The organism is uncultured Roseobacter sp., assembly GCF_947495275.1.
Taxonomy (GTDB): Bacteria; Pseudomonadota; Alphaproteobacteria; order Rhodobacterales; family Rhodobacteraceae; genus Roseobacter.
This window is the reverse complement of record NZ_CANLYL010000002.1, coordinates 81,633-98,764: the sequence shown is the minus strand read 5'-3', so window position 1 is coordinate 98,764 and position 17,132 is coordinate 81,633. Positions and strand designations below refer to the sequence as shown.

Below are 17,132 nucleotides of genomic sequence, written 5' to 3'. Positions count from 1 at the left end.
AACACCGCGGCAGCGATGTGACTGATCGCGCCTCTAGAGTGCACAAAGGGCTGGCAATCCCGAAGGGAAAAAGCGATAAACAACGTTAGCGTTAACGTATTGCAACTGACAAGCCATTGATAATAATAGGTATATAGGTGGACGGGTAAATGGCCAGACGTGGTAAACTCACGAAGATTGAGCACGTTGCGGCCAAGGCGAATGTCAGCATCATGAGCGTGTCACGGGCCATTCGAGGTGTTGAAGGGGTTTCTGAAAAGAAACGCGCCGAGATTCTGAAGATTGCCCGGGAACTGAAATATGTGCCCAACAGCAATGCCCGATCCTTGGCGGTGGCGAACTCAAACCTGATCGGAATTTCACTACCGACATTTGCGGGCGAGGTCTTTGCCGACATCCTCAACGGCATGCGTAAAACGTTTGAATCCGCCGGTTATGCGAGCGTGATCGACACAACGGAATACAGCCCGGATGCCGAACTCAACTGGGTGCGGCGCCTGTTATCATGGCAACCCGCCGGGATTATCCTGACAGGCACCGATCACCGGCCGGAAACCGTTGAGCTGCTGCGCGCAGCACCCATTCCGGTTCTGGAAATCTGGGATGAGGCCGAAAACCCCATAGATATCTGCGTCGGCATTGATCACTTCAAAGCCGGACAGATGATTGGGGAACACGCCGTCGCCCTGGGGTATGAAAGGCCCGCCTTTGTCAGCACCGCGCGGGGCCATGATACGCGCGCCGATGCGCGTCTTGACGGTGTTCGGGAGGTCTTTGGCAGGCTGAAATCTGTCGCTGTCGCGTCTTCCAGGCCAGAGGCAGGGAACACCTTCGCGACCGGTTTTGAAGGAACAGCCGCGCTTCTTTCGGACGATCCACCGGATATCATCTGCTATCTGAACGACCACATGGCGTTTGGCGGCATGATGTGCTGCCAGTCGCGGGGGCTGTCTGTTCCGGGGGATATTGGCATTGTCGGGTTCAACGAGCTTGATCTGGCCAGCGTTTTGCCGATGCAGCTTACCACGGTGCGGACGTTGCGAAAACTGATGGGCATTGTCGGTGCACGCAATTTGCTGGCTCGGATAAACGGGGCCAGAACTGATGTCAAAACGGTACTCCCGATTGAGTTTGTCGCCGGTCAAACCACGCGGCAACAAGGGGGCAAATGATCAGCAATAAAACGAAACGCCCGCAGAGAACGTCAAATCTGAGCCGTCGAAAACTCCGTTGCAATCCGGTCAATGAGCGCAGCATCATTGCCACCGATAAGCAGGTAATCATACCCGTCACGCGCCCATCGGGCGGCGCTGAGACCTTCCATTTCGCTCAATGCCGGATCTGGCGTGTCAGCCACGTTTGACCGAATGATACAGAGGGCCACCGGTTCCCCGGTGCTGGTCAGAAACGCCAATTGTATAAGGGCACGCCCATTGAAACTCAGCACCTGCGCACGCTTGTATTCCACCTCGGGCAGTGTCTGAAGGGTCCCAACACCAACCGATTTGCCTATGGCCGCGGTGACCCTGTCGAGTTCGGCTTGCTTGGCGGTCTCGGCCTGGTCGATGTGCGCCAGGGTGCTGTTTGAGTAGAGCGCCTGATAAGCGGCGACATAATCAACCCAACCCTGGGTTCTTTGACCTGAAGAGTAGGCCCCGATGCCGATCCCTATTGCCAGCGCCACACTGGCTGCCAGTGCCATTCCAGCGATCTGGAATTTCGGTGCACGTAACGCGGGCTCAGGTAATTTCGGCATCGGTCGTTCATCCGCTTTCAGCAGATCAAAACTGGCCGCAATACGCGCCGTGTCCACGGTCAACGCCGCAATGCGCGCGCCAAGCGCCGCATCGGTTTCAGCCGCCTGCGCGATATCTGCCACCGGGGCCAAATCATCCTCGCCGTCCAGATAGGCGACAAGTTCTTCATCGGTGAAGTATCTATCTTGCATCACGCGCCTGCCCTTCTTCTCTGAATTTCTGACCCAATGTCGCGCGGGCTGTCGCCAGTCGGCTCATGACGGTGCCCAGGGGGATGTCCAGTATCATGGCCGCATCCCTGTAAGAGTACCCTTCAACATAAACCAATACGACTGTCGAGCGCTGCGCCTCCGGTAAATGCAGAACGGCCATCATCACCTCGCGGTTTATCGCAACAGCCTCGGGACCCGGTTCAGGGCTGATGATATCAGCTTCTTCGATGGCGACCAAACCGCCCCCTGCCCGCACAGTATTCTTGCGGATTTCGCTGACCCAGAGGTTATGAGCGATGCGAAACATCCACCGGTCCAACCTCGTGCCGATCTCGAATTTCCCGGCTTTTTCCAGGGCGCGCAACACTGCAGCCTGCGCCAGGTCGTCCGCACGTTCTGGCGTGCCGGTCAACGTCAAACTATAACGCCAAATGCGCGGGAAAATCACGGGAATACCTTCCCGTACAACCTGCTGTGCATTGTTGTTACGCCAGAGTTTCACCTGATATCCTTAGCCGAGGGTACCGATTACCGCATTCATTTTTCACCCGCAGCGATGAGATATGCAATGACGTCCTGAATCTGCTCCGGTTTTTTCAGGCCAGGAAAGGCCATCTTGTTGCCGGGAACCACATCTTTCGGCTTGGCAAGGAACGCTGCGAGCGTTTCTTCGTCCCAAACCAGATTAGCCTCGGCCATCGCGCCCGAATATGAAAACCCTTCCACGGCCCCCGAAGAGGCGCCTACGATCTTGTAAAGCGATGGGCCGGATTTGTTCTTATCGGCTTTCACTTCGTGGCAAGCTTTGCACTTCTTGAAGACCTTCTTGCCGGCTTTTGCATCACCTTCAGCAAAACTCTGGGTCGCCAAGCAACACACGGTCGAAAGACCAATCAATAGCATTTTCACTGCTTCACTCCTGTGTTCGAACAGATCACCACCGCGTTGCACCAGTCGGCGCAACGCGGTCGCGTCACTCGTTAACAACCTACTTTTCAAAAACCATACGAACTGAAACGGGCGTCACCCGGGTAATCCCTGGCAGGCTGGCAAGTTCCATAAGTTTATCGACGCCAGCATTGATCCCGAGATCTTCTGTTGAAAGCATGATGAAATCAGCCGTTGTCACCAACACGCGGTCTTCGCTCAGACGGGCGACGAGCATCTCCGCTTCGACATCGGTTTCAAGTCCGGCGAAAGCCAATGTGCCTTCGACATCTACGAGCGTGGTCGCACCTACCGCCAATGCGTCGACCTCGGCCATGTCCAACTCACCGCTAAGTACGGCTGTGGCTTTGCCAGACTGAAACACATGCTCCATCATCCGTTCGTTGCGAATATCGATGTTTGTCTCGACCGAAGACAAATCAATGGTGACCACCAGATCGCCCGCTTCGCTCACGGTGCCGCTTACGCCACTAAAATGATGTACCTCGCCGACCGTGTCTTTCTTGATCGATCCGAATGCTACGCTGGATTCAGCTTCGACAGACGCCCAATTTGCGTGCCCTCCGGCGAAGGCTGTGGAAGCCATCAGGGCAGTGGCGCAGGCGACATTGGCAAAAAACTTCATGAAACATTTCCTCCGAGTTTCCTGTGAACTCAAAGGGTCCACATAAAGAAAACGCGTGGCGCCGGAAATCTATACAAAAAAAATTCATCGCCATGAGGCGCATTGCATAACATCAAGAATTCGCCCCGCTTGACACGAGCGAGGCGACCAGGCTGACAAGGCGCCGGATCAAACAGATCGTGTGATCCCGCCGTCCACACGGATGTTCTGCCCGGTGATATAGGCACCTCCCGGAGAGGCGAGAAAGGCCACGACACTGGCAATCTCGTTCAGCGAACTGCCGTAGCGGCCCATCGGGATCATCGCGCGGAATTCGTCCTTTTCGGGCAGGCTGTCAATGAAACCGGGCAGGACGTTGTTCATCCGAATGTTTTCGGCGGCATATTTATCGGCGAAGAGTTTGCTGAATGCTGCCAGCCCCGCGCGCATGACACCCGATGTGGGAAAGACCGGGTTCGGCTCGAACGCGGCAAAGGTTGAGATATTGATGATCGCGCCGCCGCCCTGTTTCTGCATGATCGGGGTCACCAGCCGCGTCGGGCGCACCGCATTCAGGAAATAGACATCCATGCCCGAATGCCAATCTTCATCCGTCAACTCCAGCACCGGCGCGCGCGGGCCGTGACCGGCCGAGTTAACGAGCACATCAATCCGGCCCCAATGGGTCATCGCCGCATCCACAAGCCTTTGCAAATCTTCTTCGGACTGGTTGGTGCCCGTGATACCGACACCGCCCAGTTCCTTTGCCAGCGCTTCGCCCTTGCCGGAAGACGACAGGATGCCCAATTTGAACCCATCGGCTGCCAGCGCGCGGGCACTGTCCGCCCCCATGCCGCTACCACCCGCCGTCACCAGCGCTACTTTGACATCTGTCATTTTCTGTCCTTTTGATGCAGGCAGCCAAAGCTGCGTTAAATGTCTTCACCCAACCGCCGGGCCTTCTCGACGGCAGCGATCTCATCCTCCGTTAGTCCGTAATCGACCGCCGCCACATCCGGCGAAATATAGCCGCGTGCCAGGTCACGTTTGACGCGGGCCTTGTCACGTTCTGCCGCGACGCCGTAACCGGCCCCGCCCGGGAAGGCTAAAACAACCCTGCGCCCGTGTGCCACGAACTGCTTGCCCTTGCCGCGCATCGCCGCACCGTCGTCGCGCGCGATGGTTGTGGGTGCACCGGACGCCCCGCCGCGCCGTCCGCGCGCGGGATGCGCCACGCGGTCAAACATCGCCTGAAAATCGAACTCATGACCTTCGCGCGCGCCCACTTCCATGTGCTGACCCAGCCCGCCGCGTTGTTTGCCTGCACCGCCTGAATCGGGGCGCAACTCCTTGCGCCAGATGATCACCGGGCCCGCATGTTCCGTCGCCTCAATGGGCATGGTCATCACCCCGGATGGAAAGGCGGTGGCATTCAGCCCGTCATGGGCCGGGCGCGCGCCAGAGCCGCCGGAGTTGAAGGTCAGCACTTCGGAGCGCATCGCACCCGGCGGCGCTGGTGCATCGGTGCGCGGTCGCAGGCTGACCTGAAAATTGCACAGACATCCCGCTCCTTCGGCAGGCACAACCCCCGGCAGAATCTTGTCAAGCGCCGCATAGACCGTGTCGGGCACAAAATGGCCCACGATGTGACGCAGAGCCACCGGGGCCGGATGCAGCGCATGCACGATGGAGTTCTCAGGGGCTGCAATCTCGAACGGGGCCAGAGAGGCGGCATTGTTAGGAATTTCCGGCGCAATCGCACATTTGAGCGCATAGCAGGCATAGGCTTTGGTGTAGACCAGCGGGCAGTTGATGCCTTTCTTGTCGAGCCCCGAAGTGCCTGCGAAATCCGACAGGATGCGGTCCGCCTCGATGGTCAGCGTCACTTTGAGCGTGATCGGGGTGTCGAACCCATCCACTGTCATGTCGCCACTGGCCTGCCCACGCGGCAAGGCGGCAATGCGCTCCAGCGTGGCGCGCCGCGAATTCTCCAGAATGAACGCGGCAATGCCATCGAGGTCGGAAAGGCCAAATTCCGTCATCATTGCCGTCAGGCGGCGATGTCCGATCTCGTTACAGGTGGCCAGCGCATGGATATCGCCAATAAGCTGGTCGGGCTCGCGCACATTGCCACGGATGATCCGCACCAATGTGTCGTCCACCGCCCCAGCGTCGGCGAATTTCATGATCGGAATATAGAGCCCTTCTTCATAGACGCTGGCCGCATCCGCACCGAAACCGCGCCCGCCGATATCCACGATATGCGCCGTGCAGGCGAAAAATCCCACCAGCCGCCCGTCGTGGAACGAAGGCGTCACCATGGTGATGTCGTGCAAATGGCCGGTGCCTTCCCAGGGATCATTGGTGATGTAGACGTCCCCGTCGATAATGTTCTGCCGCCCGATCCGGCGGATAAAATGCGCCACGGCGTCGGCCATGGCATTGACGTGCCCCGGTGTCCCTGTGACTGCCTGCGCCAGCATCCGCCCGTGGGTGTCATAAACGCCCGCCGAAAGATCGCCCGCTTCGCGCACCGACGTCGAAAAAGCCGTCCGCACAAGCGCCTGGGCCTGTTCCTCAACCACCGAAATGAGTCGGTTCCACATGACCTGATAGGCGACGTTGGAATGTGTCTCTGCCATGGTTTCAGCCCTTCGCTATCACATCGATGCAACCGTCCGGCTGGCCTATGGCCCGGCGCGAGGACAGCACGATGATGGTGGTTTCATCCTCTGTGATGGCCGCAGGGCCACTGACCTCCGCCCCCTCAGTCATGCCGTCCCGCAGCACCACCGCTGCTTTTTCGAAACCGGATGTCGCCGGGTCAAACATCTGCCTGTGGCCAGCAATGGTTGCCACACTGCGCGCCCCCGCCAAGGTGACCGGGGTGACCACATCCTGCGGGGTTGTCGCATTGACCGACCAGACGGTGATTTCAACGTCCAATCCCTGCACCGTGCGGCCAAAAAGCTTGGCATAATCTTCTTCGAAAAGGCGCTCAAAAGTGGCGGCGTCAGGGGCCATGGCCTGCGCCTGGGTCAGCCCAATCGGGATTTCCCACCCCTGCCCGGTATAGCGCATATAGACTTTGAATTCCGACAGGATGTCGGCCGTGGCATCGCAGTTGCGCACAAACCCCGTGGCTTCGGATTGCAGTTCCGACAGCAGCGCCTGAATTCTGACCGCATCAAAATCCGACAGCTTCATGTAGACGGAGCGGTTCGCCTCAAAACTGAAAGGAGCGCGCAAAAAGCCGATGGCCGATCCCACCCCGGCACCCGGCGGCACCAGCAGCCTGTCTACCCCGAGTTTTTCACACAGACGCCCGGCATGCAGCGGGGCGGCGCCACCAAAGGCGATCATGGTGTATTCGCTGAGGTCCTCGCCATTCTCGACAGCATGCACCCGCGCGGCATTGGCCATGTTTTCATCCACCACTTCGGCCAATCCAAAGGCCGATGTTGCGGCATCCATGTCCAGTGTCTCGCCCAGTTCTGACATCAGGGCGTTTTTGGAATTTTCCGTATGCAGTGGAATGGACCCGCCCGCGAAATTCTCCGGATCGAGCTTGCCCAGCACCAGATCAGCATCCGTCACAGCAGGTCTGTCTCCGCCCCGACCGTAGCAGGCAGGCCCCGGCTCAGAACCTGCACTTTCGGGCCCCACCCGGATTTGCCGCAGCGCATCCACATGGGCCAGTGACCCGCCGCCCGCGCCAATTTCCACCATGTCGATAACCGGGATCGAAATCGGCATGCCGGAGCCCTTCTTGAACCGGTAGGTGCGCGCCACTTCAAAAACCCGGCTGGTTTTTGGCGTCTGGTTCTTGATAAGGCAGATTTTCGCCGTGGTGCCCCCCATGTCGAAGGACAGCACCTTGTTCAACCCGTAGCGCGCCGCAATATGGGCGGCAAAAACCGCACCACCCGCCGGGCCGGATTCCACCAGACGCACAGGAAATTCCGCAGCGCTTTCCAGCGAGATGATCCCGCCGCCCGAATGCATCAGAAAGGTATTGCAGCGCACGCCCTCGTCGCTCAAACGCCCCTCAAGCCGACCAAGGTAGGATTTCATCAGCGGCTTGATATAGGCATTCGCAACCACCGTATTGAAACGCTCGTATTCGCGCATCTGCGGGGAGACTTCGGCGGATATTGAGATCATCGCGTCGGGCATTTTCTCGGCGACGACCTCGGCCACCAGCCTTTCATGCGCGTCATTCAGATAGGAATGGATCAGGCCAATGGCGACACTCTCGTAACCGGCCTGCGCGATCTCGTCGACAAGCGTTTCGACCTCCCTGCGGTCCATCGCGATCAGCACCTCACCCCGCGCGTCAATGCGTTCGGTCACGGTATAGCGCCTTTGGCGCGGCAACAGCGGTTCGGGCAGGTTGAGGTTCAGATCATATTGCTCAAACCGGCTTTCGGTGCGCATTTCGATCACGTCGCGAAATCCGCGCGTAGTGATCAATGCCGTTTTGGCCCCGCGACGTTCGATCAACGCATTGGTGGCCAGCGTTGTCCCATGAATGATCTGATCAATGTCTGATGGGCTGACACCCGCCTTGGCACAAACCTGATGCATACCATCAATGATCGCGTTTTCCGGCGCGGCATAGGTGGTCAGCACCTTGGTGGAGAATGGCTCCCCCGCCTTTTCCAGCACCACATCCGTAAACGTGCCGCCAATATCTACACCAAGGCGAATTGAAGACTGCATAACAGGCCTACTCTGATCAAAGCTCACCGACACTTAATCAGGCGCACATGATAGCTTCAAATTCTTATTTTCGATACACTTGATAAGTAAACATGATCTTCTGATTTCAGATGCCGGTCGGCAGCGCGCCCTTTATGGTTCTTCGCTCAGGCGCTTTTCCATATGGACCTTACTGCCGGCTCTCCCGGTTTCCCGCCATCCCAGGTGTTCATACATCGCCACATTGTCAGGCATGTTGACGTGGGTACTCAGTTTCAGAACCTGCACCTCCAGCGTTTGGCATGCCTGTTCAATATGTCTCAACAGCATGCGCCCCACCCCGCGCCCTTTTGCAGAACCGGCCACGGCGATGTTGGCCAGTTGAGCATCGGGAATATCCAAGACAACAATGGCCCCGCCGACGATCTCACCCTCCAGCACCGCAACCCAGGTAAAGTGATTGGCTATGTCCTGCTCTACATCTGCGGCAACATCCGGCAAATCCGGTATCGTTTCTGTGTAACTGGCGTATGCATCTTGAATGCAAGCAGCGAGGCGGTCGGCATCAACGGGCGTGGCGCGTCGAATATCAATGGGTCCCATAGGCAAATACTATTGTGCGGTTCGGAGATCGCAAGGCATCGTCATCAAGCTATGAGACTCCTGATATCTTTTCCAGGTTGGCAAGTTTCCGCAGCACACTACTCAATTTCTTTACGAAACTTCCCAAAAAATGCCACCCTTAGCTCAGGTGGATCCTGAGTGGTCAGTTTTGACCGCTATACCTGTTTGATTTTGAACAGGTCGGCTAGGGAATCTGCGGGATATTTAAGGAATTAACCATGATAAATCGCCGAAAGTTATTACACTTTTCCGCCTTTGGAGCCGCTGCAGCATTGGGTGGATGTTCTGTCCTCCGAAGCCTGACACCCACAGATTTTGATTTTCCGGTAATTGATATCCACGGCCATATCTTCAACGGTACGGACATTCCCGTTCAGGGCTATTTGGAGCAGGTCTTCTTGCGCGATCCCCATTCGGAGATTGAGCCGCCCGGCCTCGTCGGGTCGCTGCTGCGCCTGCTGGTCTTCATTTTTAGGGAAGCCACGCCGGACGCGAAACAGGAGTTGAATGCCCTGAGGGCCCCGGCGCAGGGTGATTTTGCACCGGCCGTGGCGGGACGATCAGACGCCAGTGACAGCGCCGCCGTGGCACGCGCGCTGGCCAATTTTCGCGCCAGCCTTGCCAATCGGGATGCGGCACCCTCACTCGATGGCAGCAATCCCGATCAGGAGCTTCTGGATCTGCTCGCGGGCCCTTCTGACGAGATCTCTGACTTCGCCCCAAGCATCGGTGCCCCCGCGGATTTTCCCACCGCTCAACGCATTTATGAACGTGAACCGGGTCAGAAAACCTATGTCCGCAATTCGCGCATCTTTCAGACGATCCGTTGGGCAGGGCTTCTGACCCGACCACGCAGTCGCATTCTTGATGAATATGTCTCGCTCTACAAAGAAACCGGTCAGGTCAGCGTGTTGTCGCCTTCCATATTGGATTTTGAGCTGTGGTTCCGCGCCGATGACAAGGTGTCGCCAATGAGTGATCAGGTTGAGGTCATGTCCGAAATCGCCAGGCGGAACAATGAGTTGCTTGTTCTGAACTTCCTGCAATTCTGCCCGCTTCGGGCCGCCTTGCAGCGCAGGCAGGGACGAAACCCACTGCAGTTGCTGGAACACGCGGTGAAGCGGCGCGGTTTTGCAGGCGTCAAGCTGTATCCACCGCTCGGCTATAAGCCAATCGGCAATGCCGCAGACGCAAGCTTTGGAGAGAAGCCTGGGAAGAAGGTACGCGGCGCCCAGATAGATCGCGAATTGAATGCCCTTTTTGATTGGTGCGTCAGAAACGATGTCCCGATCAAATCCCATGCCACCAATTCGAATGATGCCGGCGTTTGCACTGCCCAGAATGCCTCTCCGGCACTTTGGGCACCGGTCCTCAAGGCCCGGCCCGAGCTCCGGTTGAACCTCGCGCATTTTGGTCGGTTTGATGAATCGGTTGAAACAGGCAAATGCAGCGGCGGCCCCACCGATTGGGAAGAGCTGACCGCGCAAATGCTGGATAGCGATAAAGGTCTCCATACCGATCTTGGCTATTGGGTCGAAGCCTATGACGGACCGTTTTCCAATAGATCGAGGATCAGGAACCGCTTGCGCCAATTGGTCCGCGACTACCCTACGCTCGAAGATCGCCTGATGTTTGGCACCGATTGGTCGATACTTGCCAGAGAGCCCACGCATCCTGACTATATTGGACAAATCGAAGGCGTGGTGCAGACCGTTGGGCTTGATGCCCGCCGGGTATTTCATGACAATGCCGTGGGTTTTCTCGGCCTCATGCCGGGAACCCAACAGTGGGCGCGCCTGTCTGCATTCTTCGGCGAAGACAGGCTCAGAAACAGTTTGATGTAGGCTGTTGCAGCCCCTCAGTCGTAGCGCAGTTCGGTCGCCTTGCCCCGGAAGATATAATAGGACAGCACCGTGTAGCCGAGGATGGCGGGCAAAACGAATACTGTGCCGATCAGGATGATAAAGAGGCTTTCGGGCGCAGACGCCGCTTCGTAAATGGTGATCTGCTCGGGCACCACATAGGGGTAAAACGAATAGGCCATACCGCAGAAAGCCAGCGCAAACAACGCCATGGCGGCGGCAAAGGGGGCCCAGACCCGTTTGCCCGTGCTCTTTGGAAGGTTGCGCAGTTGCCACCACAAGTAGATGACCAGCACAGCCGACAGAACGGGCAGCGGCGACAGGTAAAGAAACTCTGGCAGGCTGAACCATTTCTCAAAAATGCGCGAACTGACAAAGGGCGTGGCCAGCGATATCGCCACGATCCCCAGGATCAGCCCCCAGATGCCCCCCTTGGCCCAGCCAACGGCGCGTCGTTGCAGCGCACCATCGGTCTTGGCAATCAGCCACGCCGCGCCGATGAAACTGTATCCCACGGTCAGAAAAACCGCTGTCAGCAGCGCAAAGCCGATGTGGCTCCATGTCCAGGTCAGCCCCATGACATACATCCCAAGCATGAACCCCTGGCTCATCGACGCCATCAGGGACCCGGCGAAAAACGCGGCATTCCACCGCGGTTTCTGCGCGATGGGTGCCTTGGCGCGAAACTCAAAGGAAACACCCCGCAGGATCAGCCCGATCAGCATCACAAAGACCGGAAAATAAAGCGAGGTCAGGATGACCCCATGGGCGGTTGGAAAGGCGACAAGCAACAGGCCGATGGCCAGCACCAGCCATGTTTCATTGGCGTCCCAGAAAGGGCCGATGGAGGCGACCAGACGATCCTTTTCGACTGGTTCCGCCAGCGGCATCAACAGGCCCACGCCCAGATCAAACCCGTCAAGGATCACATAGATCAGGATCGACAGGCCCATCAGGAAGGCGAAAGTCCAGGGCAGCCAGACGGCGGGGTCTCCAAACATCTCCATGCTCATTCTCCCGGTTGCAGGGCGGCGACTTCGGCTTCACCGCTGCGCGGATATCGGCGCGTCGACATGGGCTCGCCCCGGGAGGCCTTGCGTGCCAGATAGGTGATGACAGCGATATAGGCGATGATCAGCGCGGCATAGACCAGCAAGTATCCGATCAACGTGCCCAGAACCATGCCCGACGGCACATCACTGACCGCCTCCTTGGTTGTCAGAATGCCCTGCACCAGCCACGGCTGTCGCCCGATTTCAGTGGTGTACCAACCGGCCAGCGTCGCGATCCAGCCACTGAAACTCATCGCCGTAAAGGCGTATAGCGGCAATCTGGGCATGTTTTCCGCCCCGTATCTGCGCAGATAGTACAGACCGGCCCAGGACAAGATCAGCATGGCCATGCCAGTGCCAACCATCACGCGGAAACTAAAAAACACCGGGGCCACACGCGGGTGCAGGGGCGTGCCATCTTCGGCCACAAAATCGTTCAGCCCCGGCACCACGCCATCCAGTTTATGGGTCAGGATCAGAGAGGCACCATTGGGTATGCGCAGCTCAAAATGGTTGGTGCGCTCCGCGTCATCCGGGATCGCAAAGAGCAACAGCGGCACGTTCGGTCCGGTCTCCCAATTGCCTTCCATGGCCGCGACCTTGGCAGGCTGGTATTCCAACGTATTCAGACCATGATGATCGCCCGCCAGAATTTGCAAGGGGATCAGCACCGCCCCGGTGATGATGCCAAAACGAAAAGTGGATTTCACATTCTCTGCCCGGTCCCCCCACAGCAGGCGCAGAGCAGAGATACCCGCGATCAGGAAGGCCACGGTCAGTCCCGAGGCCAGCAGCATGTGGATCAACCGGTAGGGCATCGAGGGGTTGAAAATAATCTCCCACCAGTTGGTGGCAAAAACGATCCCGTCGCGCAGTTCATGCCCCTGTGGTGTGTGCATCCAGGAATTCAGCACGATGATCCAAAAGGCGGACATGGTGGTGCCGAAAGCCACGAGGAATGTCGCCAACGTGTGCACCCAGGGCTTCACTCGCGATGCGCCAAAGAGCATGATCCCCAGAAAGACCGCTTCGAGGAAAAAGGCAGTCATCACCTCATAGGCCAGCAGCGGCCCCGCCACATTCCCGACGGTTTCCATGAACCCCGGCCAGTTGGTGCCAAACTGGAAAGACATGGTGATGCCCGACACCACACCCATGGCAAAGGAAAGGGCAAAGATTTTCACCCAAAACATATAGGCGTCCATCCACTTCTGCTCTCCCGTTGCGTTGAAACGCAGCTTGAAGAACAGCAGCACCCAGCCCAGAGCGATGGTGATTGTCGGGAACAGGATATGGAACGATATATTCGCGCCGAACTGAATGCGCGACAAAAGCAATGTGTCCATGGTGCGTACCTCAAATCATCAACAACCGCCTCGATGGCGCTTAACCCAGAAGTAGTTGCGGATGTCTCAATGCCCATTGCGATGCGACGATTTGCGCATCTTTAGATGGGTGTGCGTTGTGAGGCTTCACCCTCTTGCGAGCGGCCCCAACCGCCAGACGGCGCGGTTTTCAGTCTTTCGCTTCTGGGTATTCGACCGGTCCACCTTGTTTTTCCCATGTCGAAAACCCTTCTTTCAGATGGGCGGCGTCGAACCCCATATCCTGCAGGGTCGCGGTGGTAATCGCAGAGCGCCACCCAGAGGCGCAGTGAAAAACAAATTTCTTGTCCTGCCCAAAAATGTCCTTGAAATAAGGGCTGTCGGGGTCGACCCAGAACTCGATCATCCCGCGCGGCGCGTGAAAACTGCCCGGAATATACCCGCTGCGCTGCCGTTCGCGCACATCACGAATATCCACGATTACCACATCCGGATCATCCACCATCGCGATCAGATCGCTTGTTTCAATCTCTTCAATCCGCGCACGGGCCTCCGCAACCATCTGTGCGGAAGTCGTTTTTAATGCAGCCATGTTTCGCTCTCCGGTTCTTGAGGGGATCGGGTATGATGCGAACTCTTGCACAGCTTGCAGGGGGCAACAACTGCTGCCACAAGAGCAATGGCGCGAACCTCTTCAATTGACACATGCGGGACGTCAGAACGATCCTCCTGCGCGGATTACCCGCAAGGCCCATCAAGACAGGAAGCAGCACTTTGGACTATTCGGTACTCCTGTTGATCGCCGCCGGGGCGTTTCTTTTTTCGGGTGCAATCAAGGGGCTGACGGGCATTGGTCTGCCAACAGCTGCCATCGCGCTGATGACGCTCTTCCTTGACCCCCGCACCGCAATTGCCCTCGTGATGTTCCCGATGATCGGATCAAATGCATGGCAGGTGTTTCGTGCGGGTCATCTTTGGCGAACTGTCCGTCTCTATGCCGTGTTTGCTGTTGTTCTGCTTGTGGGCGTCGCCGCCACGACCTTTTTCACAAAAGACACATCGGATCGCGCTTTGCTCGCTGTTCTGGGCGTGGTCATCCTGATTTTTGTCGCCGTCAGTTGGAAGGGTATGGTGCCGCCATTGCCGGAACGCCACGATCGCAAGGCGCAGTTTGGCTTCGGTCTCATGGCCGGCATCATCGGTGGCATGACCGCCGGATGGGGCGCACCGCTGGCCATGTATCTGGCCACAAAACGCGTCGATAAGGATGAGTTTGTCCGCGCGACCGGGTTTCTCATCTTCGTGGGCAGCCTGCCCCTTTGCATCGCCTATGCCCAATTGGGGTTCCTGACGGGTCCCCTTGCCGGGGCATCAGCGATCATGCTGATCCCCACAATCGCAGGGTTCAGCATGGGAGAGGTTTTGCGCAAAAAGCTCTCCGTCTCCGGCTTTCGCAACGCGCTGCTGATCGTCTTTGTTTTCCTGGGCCTCAACCTGCTACGTCGCGCAATATGGTACGCTTAGAAACAGGATTGCAACAGTTCGGTTGTGTTCTTGACCGTCATCTTGACCGGGTTGCCACCGCAGCTCGGGTCCTGAAGGGCCGAAGCGACCAGCGCGTCGATATCCGGGCGCGTCACACCCAAATCGGTCAAGTTTTTCGGTATCCCCAGTTTGTCGTTCAAATCGCCCACAAACCCGTAAAACCCATCGAAACCGCCCGAGATGCTGAGGTAGTTCGCCGCCCGCGCAAGATGTTTGCGCACCTTGGGCCGGTTGAACATCAACACCTGCTGCATCACCACCGCATTTGTCGTGCCATGATGCGTATGATGCACAGCCCCGATGGGGTGGCTGAGCGCGTGAATGGCTCCAAGGCCCTTCTGAAAGGCCGTGGCCCCCATCGCCGCCGCCGACATCATATGCGCGCGCGCCGTCAGGTTGGTGCCATCCTCATAGGCCAGCAGCAGGTTGTCCTTGACCAAGCGCATCCCTTCGAGCGCGATGCCCTGGCTCATCGGGTGGTAATGGGGGGAACAATAGGCCTCCAGACAATGGGCGAAGGCGTCCATGCCGGTGCCTGCGGTGATTGCGGGGGGCATGCCCACGGTCAATTCAGGATCGCAGATCACCACGGCGGGCAGAATTTTCGGGTGGAAAATGATCTTCTTCTCATGGGTTTGCGAATTGGTGATGACGCTGGCGCGTCCGACTTCGGACCCGGTGCCCGCCGTTGTCGGCACCGCGACGATAGGCGCAATCGCATCCGCATCCGCGCGCGTCCACCAATCGCCAATATCCTCGAAATCCCACAAAGGGCGCGTTTGCCCCGCCATGAAGGCAATCACCTTGCCCAGATCGAGGCCGGACCCACCGCCAAAGGCCACAACCCCGTCATGCCCGCCCTCGCGGAAAACCCGCACGCCTTCTTCGGCGTTTTTTTCCGTCGGATTCGGATCCACGTCAGAGAACATCGCCCGGCCAAGGCCCGCCGTTGTCAGAAGATCGAGGGTGTTCTGCGTGATCGGCAATTCGGCCAGTCCCTTGTCGGTGACCAGCAAGGGTTTTGTGATCCCCGCCGTCACGCAGGCATCCGCGATTTCCGAAATACGCCCGGCGCCAAAACGCATGGCAGTCGGGTAGGACCAGTTTGCAACGAGTGACATCAGTTCAGGCCTTCTTGAGATGGTATGATTTGGGGTGGGTCAGGTTGTGATAGCCAATGACCGACAGACCGCCCCCGCGACCGGTATCCTTGCAACCAGTCCAGCACAAGCCCGGATCGAGGTAGTCGGCGCGGTTGAGAAACACGGTGCCGGTCTCGATGGCATCACCAATGGCCTCGGCACGGGCGGCATCCGCGGTCCAGAGCGAAGCCGTCAGCCCATAGTCGCTGTCGTTCATCAGCCGGATGGCCTCAGCATCATCCTTGACCGGCATGATCCCGACCACCGGGCCAAAGCTTTCCTCGCGCATCACCCGCATCGAGTGATCCACATCCACGAGGATTTGCGGCATCAGATAGGCGCCCTCATCCTGCGGGAAAAGTGCGGGATCAATCAGCGCGTGGGCACCGGAGGCCACCGCCTCCGCCGTCTGGCTGCGCACAAGATCGGCAAAGCGCGCCTGCGCCATGGGGCCCAGCGTCGTTTCGGGGTCAAGCGGGTTGCCCAGCCTGTAGCCCTCCACGATCTTGACCGCCTTTTCGACAAAGGCGTCAAGAAGGCTCTCGGTCACGTAAATCCGCTCGATCCCGCAGCAGCACTGGCCGGAATTGAACATCGCCCCGTCGATCAGTGTCTCTGCTGCTGCCGTCAGATCCGCGTCCTCCATCACATAGCCGGGGTCCTTGCCGCCAAGCTCAAGCCCCAGACCGGTGAAGGTGCCTTGCGCTGCGGCTTCCATCGCCCGTCCACCGGCGACCGATCCGGTGAAATTCACAAAACCAAAGGCCCGATCGGCGATCAGCGCAGAGGTCGTTTTGTGATCGAGAAAGACATTCTGGAAAACATCCGCCGGTACGCCAGCGTTCTGAAAGGCCCGCGCCATGCGCTCACCCACCAGCGGCGTCTGGCTCGCGTGTTTCAGCATCACGGCATTGCCGGCAATCAGCGCTGGTGCCACGGTGTTAATCGCTGTCATATAGGGGTAATTCCAGGGGGCCACGACAAGCACCAGCCCGTGCGGAACACGTTTGATCATGCGTTTGAAAGCGCCGCTGTCCTCCAACATAATCGGGGCCAGCGCATCCTCAGCAATCTCCGCCATATATTGGCTACGCTCTTCAAACCCGCCGAACTCGCCGCCATAACGGATGGGACGCCCCATTTGCCAGGCCAGTTCCGGCACGATCTCGTCATTCATCGCGCCCACATTCGCGACACCGGCGCGCACCAGTTCGATCCGTTCTATCAGCGGGCGCGCGGCCCAGGCAGTTTGCGCTATTTTGGCCTTGGCGACCGCTTCGGCAGCTTCGAATTCATTCAATGTCGGGCGCGTCGCATAGATCGATCCGTCGACCGGCGAAATACAGGTGATGGTCATGGT

Annotated in this window: 16 protein-coding genes; 3 read left to right on the top strand and 13 right to left on the bottom strand. The window is 58.1% G+C overall.

The genetic code is table 11. The features are described 5' to 3' along the window. Positions 1–149: 149 nt before the first annotated feature. On the top strand, positions 150–1,172 hold the full coding sequence (locus Q0802_RS03825; RefSeq protein ID WP_298913844.1) for a LacI family DNA-binding transcriptional regulator: 1,023 nt from the start codon (positions 150–152) through the stop codon (positions 1,170–1,172). Positions 1,173–1,204: 32 nt separating this feature from the next. On the opposite strand, the gene Q0802_RS03820 is transcribed toward Q0802_RS03825, so the two are convergent. From Q0802_RS03820 to Q0802_RS03785, 8 genes are all read right to left on the bottom strand, one after another. Next, positions 1,205–1,948, bottom strand: a complete 744-nt coding sequence (locus Q0802_RS03820; protein ID WP_298913842.1) for a hypothetical protein — start codon at positions 1,946–1,948, stop codon at positions 1,205–1,207. Next, a complete protein-coding gene (locus tag Q0802_RS03815) occupies positions 1,938–2,471 on the bottom strand; it encodes an RNA polymerase sigma factor (RefSeq protein WP_298913839.1) in 534 nt (177 codons plus the stop codon). Before Q0802_RS03815 ends, Q0802_RS03820 begins: the two co-directional genes overlap by 11 nt. Before the next feature lie 35 nt (positions 2,472–2,506). Next, the gene (locus tag Q0802_RS03810; RefSeq protein WP_298915251.1) at positions 2,507–2,872 is read right to left on the bottom strand and encodes a cytochrome c family protein; all 366 of its coding nucleotides are present in this window, start codon (positions 2,870–2,872) and stop codon (positions 2,507–2,509) included. An 85-nt stretch (positions 2,873–2,957) separates the two neighbouring features. Beyond that, positions 2,958–3,542, bottom strand: coding sequence for a YceI family protein (locus Q0802_RS03805; RefSeq protein WP_298913835.1), 585 nt, complete (start codon positions 3,540–3,542; stop codon positions 2,958–2,960). 168 nt (positions 3,543–3,710) lie between these two features. Beyond that, positions 3,711–4,418, bottom strand: coding sequence for an SDR family oxidoreductase (locus Q0802_RS03800; RefSeq protein WP_298913832.1), 708 nt, complete (start codon positions 4,416–4,418; stop codon positions 3,711–3,713). A gap of 35 nt (positions 4,419–4,453) precedes the next feature. Next, positions 4,454–6,163 carry a hydantoinase B/oxoprolinase family protein gene (locus tag Q0802_RS03795; protein ID WP_298913829.1) on the bottom strand — a complete coding sequence of 570 codons (1,710 nt, stop codon included), beginning with the start codon at positions 6,161–6,163 and terminating at the stop codon, positions 4,454–4,456. A 4-nt stretch (positions 6,164–6,167) separates the two neighbouring features. Then, complete coding sequence (locus Q0802_RS03790; protein ID WP_298913827.1) at positions 6,168–8,243, bottom strand: hydantoinase/oxoprolinase family protein; 2,076 nt, start codon at positions 8,241–8,243, stop codon at positions 6,168–6,170. Between the two features lie 132 nt (positions 8,244–8,375). Then, entirely contained in the window at positions 8,376–8,825 is a 450-nt protein-coding gene (locus tag Q0802_RS03785) for a GNAT family N-acetyltransferase (protein WP_298913824.1), read from the bottom strand. Between the two features lie 239 nt (positions 8,826–9,064). On the opposite strand from Q0802_RS03785, the gene Q0802_RS03780 reads away from it, so the two are divergent. Then, positions 9,065–10,690, top strand: coding sequence for an amidohydrolase family protein (locus Q0802_RS03780; RefSeq protein WP_298913821.1), 1,626 nt, complete (start codon positions 9,065–9,067; stop codon positions 10,688–10,690). 14 nt (positions 10,691–10,704) lie between these two features. On the opposite strand, the gene Q0802_RS03775 is transcribed toward Q0802_RS03780, so the two are convergent. The 3 genes from Q0802_RS03775 to Q0802_RS03765 all read right to left on the bottom strand — a co-directional run bounded on the left by Q0802_RS03775 (position 10,705) and on the right by Q0802_RS03765 (position 13,677). Beyond that, entirely contained in the window at positions 10,705–11,715 is a 1,011-nt protein-coding gene (locus Q0802_RS03775; RefSeq protein WP_298913818.1) for a cytochrome d ubiquinol oxidase subunit II, read from the bottom strand. A gap of 2 nt (positions 11,716–11,717) precedes the next feature. After that, entirely contained in the window at positions 11,718–13,106 is a 1,389-nt protein-coding gene (locus Q0802_RS03770) for a cytochrome ubiquinol oxidase subunit I (RefSeq protein WP_298913815.1), read from the bottom strand. A gap of 169 nt (positions 13,107–13,275) precedes the next feature. Then, positions 13,276–13,677 carry a rhodanese-like domain-containing protein gene (locus tag Q0802_RS03765; RefSeq protein ID WP_298913812.1) on the bottom strand — a complete coding sequence of 134 codons (402 nt, stop codon included), beginning with the start codon at positions 13,675–13,677 and terminating at the stop codon, positions 13,276–13,278. A gap of 182 nt (positions 13,678–13,859) precedes the next feature. On the opposite strand from Q0802_RS03765, the gene Q0802_RS03760 reads away from it, so the two are divergent. Continuing rightward, positions 13,860–14,609 (top strand): sulfite exporter TauE/SafE family protein, encoded by a 750-nt coding sequence (locus Q0802_RS03760; RefSeq protein ID WP_298913809.1) that lies wholly within the window; start codon positions 13,860–13,862, stop codon positions 14,607–14,609. Here Q0802_RS03760 and Q0802_RS03755 read toward each other — a convergent pair. Both Q0802_RS03755 and Q0802_RS03750 read right to left on the bottom strand, forming a co-directional pair. Next, positions 14,606–15,751 carry an iron-containing alcohol dehydrogenase gene (locus Q0802_RS03755; RefSeq protein WP_298913806.1) on the bottom strand — a complete coding sequence of 382 codons (1,146 nt, stop codon included), beginning with the start codon at positions 15,749–15,751 and terminating at the stop codon, positions 14,606–14,608. The genes Q0802_RS03760 and Q0802_RS03755 overlap by 4 nt on opposite strands. Before the next feature lie 4 nt (positions 15,752–15,755). Continuing rightward, complete coding sequence (locus Q0802_RS03750) at positions 15,756–17,129, bottom strand: aldehyde dehydrogenase family protein (RefSeq protein WP_298913803.1); 1,374 nt, start codon at positions 17,127–17,129, stop codon at positions 15,756–15,758. Positions 17,130–17,132: the final 3 nt, after the last annotated feature.

Bases quoted from the DNA above. Each gene is read 5' to 3' on its own strand.
- Q0802_RS03820 (WP_298913842.1), bottom strand. From the start codon at position 1,948: ATGCAAGATAGATACTTCACCGATGAAGAACTTGTCGCCTATCTGGAC.
- Q0802_RS03780 (WP_298913821.1), top strand. From the start codon at position 9,065: ATGATAAATCGCCGAAAGTTATTACACTTTTCCGCCTTTGGAGCCGCT.
- Q0802_RS03805 (WP_298913835.1), bottom strand. From the start codon at position 3,542: ATGAAGTTTTTTGCCAATGTCGCCTGCGCCACTGCCCTGATGGCTTCC.
- Q0802_RS03810 (WP_298915251.1), bottom strand. From the start codon at position 2,872: ATGCTATTGATTGGTCTTTCGACCGTGTGTTGCTTGGCGACCCAGAGT.
- Q0802_RS03755 (WP_298913806.1), bottom strand. From the start codon at position 15,751: ATGTCACTCGTTGCAAACTGGTCCTACCCGACTGCCATGCGTTTTGGC.
- Q0802_RS03785 (WP_298913824.1), bottom strand. From the start codon at position 8,825: ATGGGACCCATTGATATTCGACGCGCCACGCCCGTTGATGCCGACCGC.
- Q0802_RS03800 (WP_298913832.1), bottom strand. From the start codon at position 4,418: ATGACAGATGTCAAAGTAGCGCTGGTGACGGCGGGTGGTAGCGGCATG.
- Q0802_RS03775 (WP_298913818.1), bottom strand. From the start codon at position 11,715: ATGGAGATGTTTGGAGACCCCGCCGTCTGGCTGCCCTGGACTTTCGCC.
- Q0802_RS03795 (WP_298913829.1), bottom strand. From the start codon at position 6,163: ATGGCAGAGACACATTCCAACGTCGCCTATCAGGTCATGTGGAACCGA.
- Q0802_RS03750 (WP_298913803.1), bottom strand. From the start codon at position 17,129: ATGACCATCACCTGTATTTCGCCGGTCGACGGATCGATCTATGCGACG.
- Q0802_RS03770 (WP_298913815.1), bottom strand. From the start codon at position 13,106: ATGGACACATTGCTTTTGTCGCGCATTCAGTTCGGCGCGAATATATCG.
- Q0802_RS03765 (WP_298913812.1), bottom strand. From the start codon at position 13,677: ATGGCTGCATTAAAAACGACTTCCGCACAGATGGTTGCGGAGGCCCGT.
- Q0802_RS03790 (WP_298913827.1), bottom strand. From the start codon at position 8,243: ATGCAGTCTTCAATTCGCCTTGGTGTAGATATTGGCGGCACGTTTACG.
- Q0802_RS03825 (WP_298913844.1), top strand. From the start codon at position 150: ATGGCCAGACGTGGTAAACTCACGAAGATTGAGCACGTTGCGGCCAAG.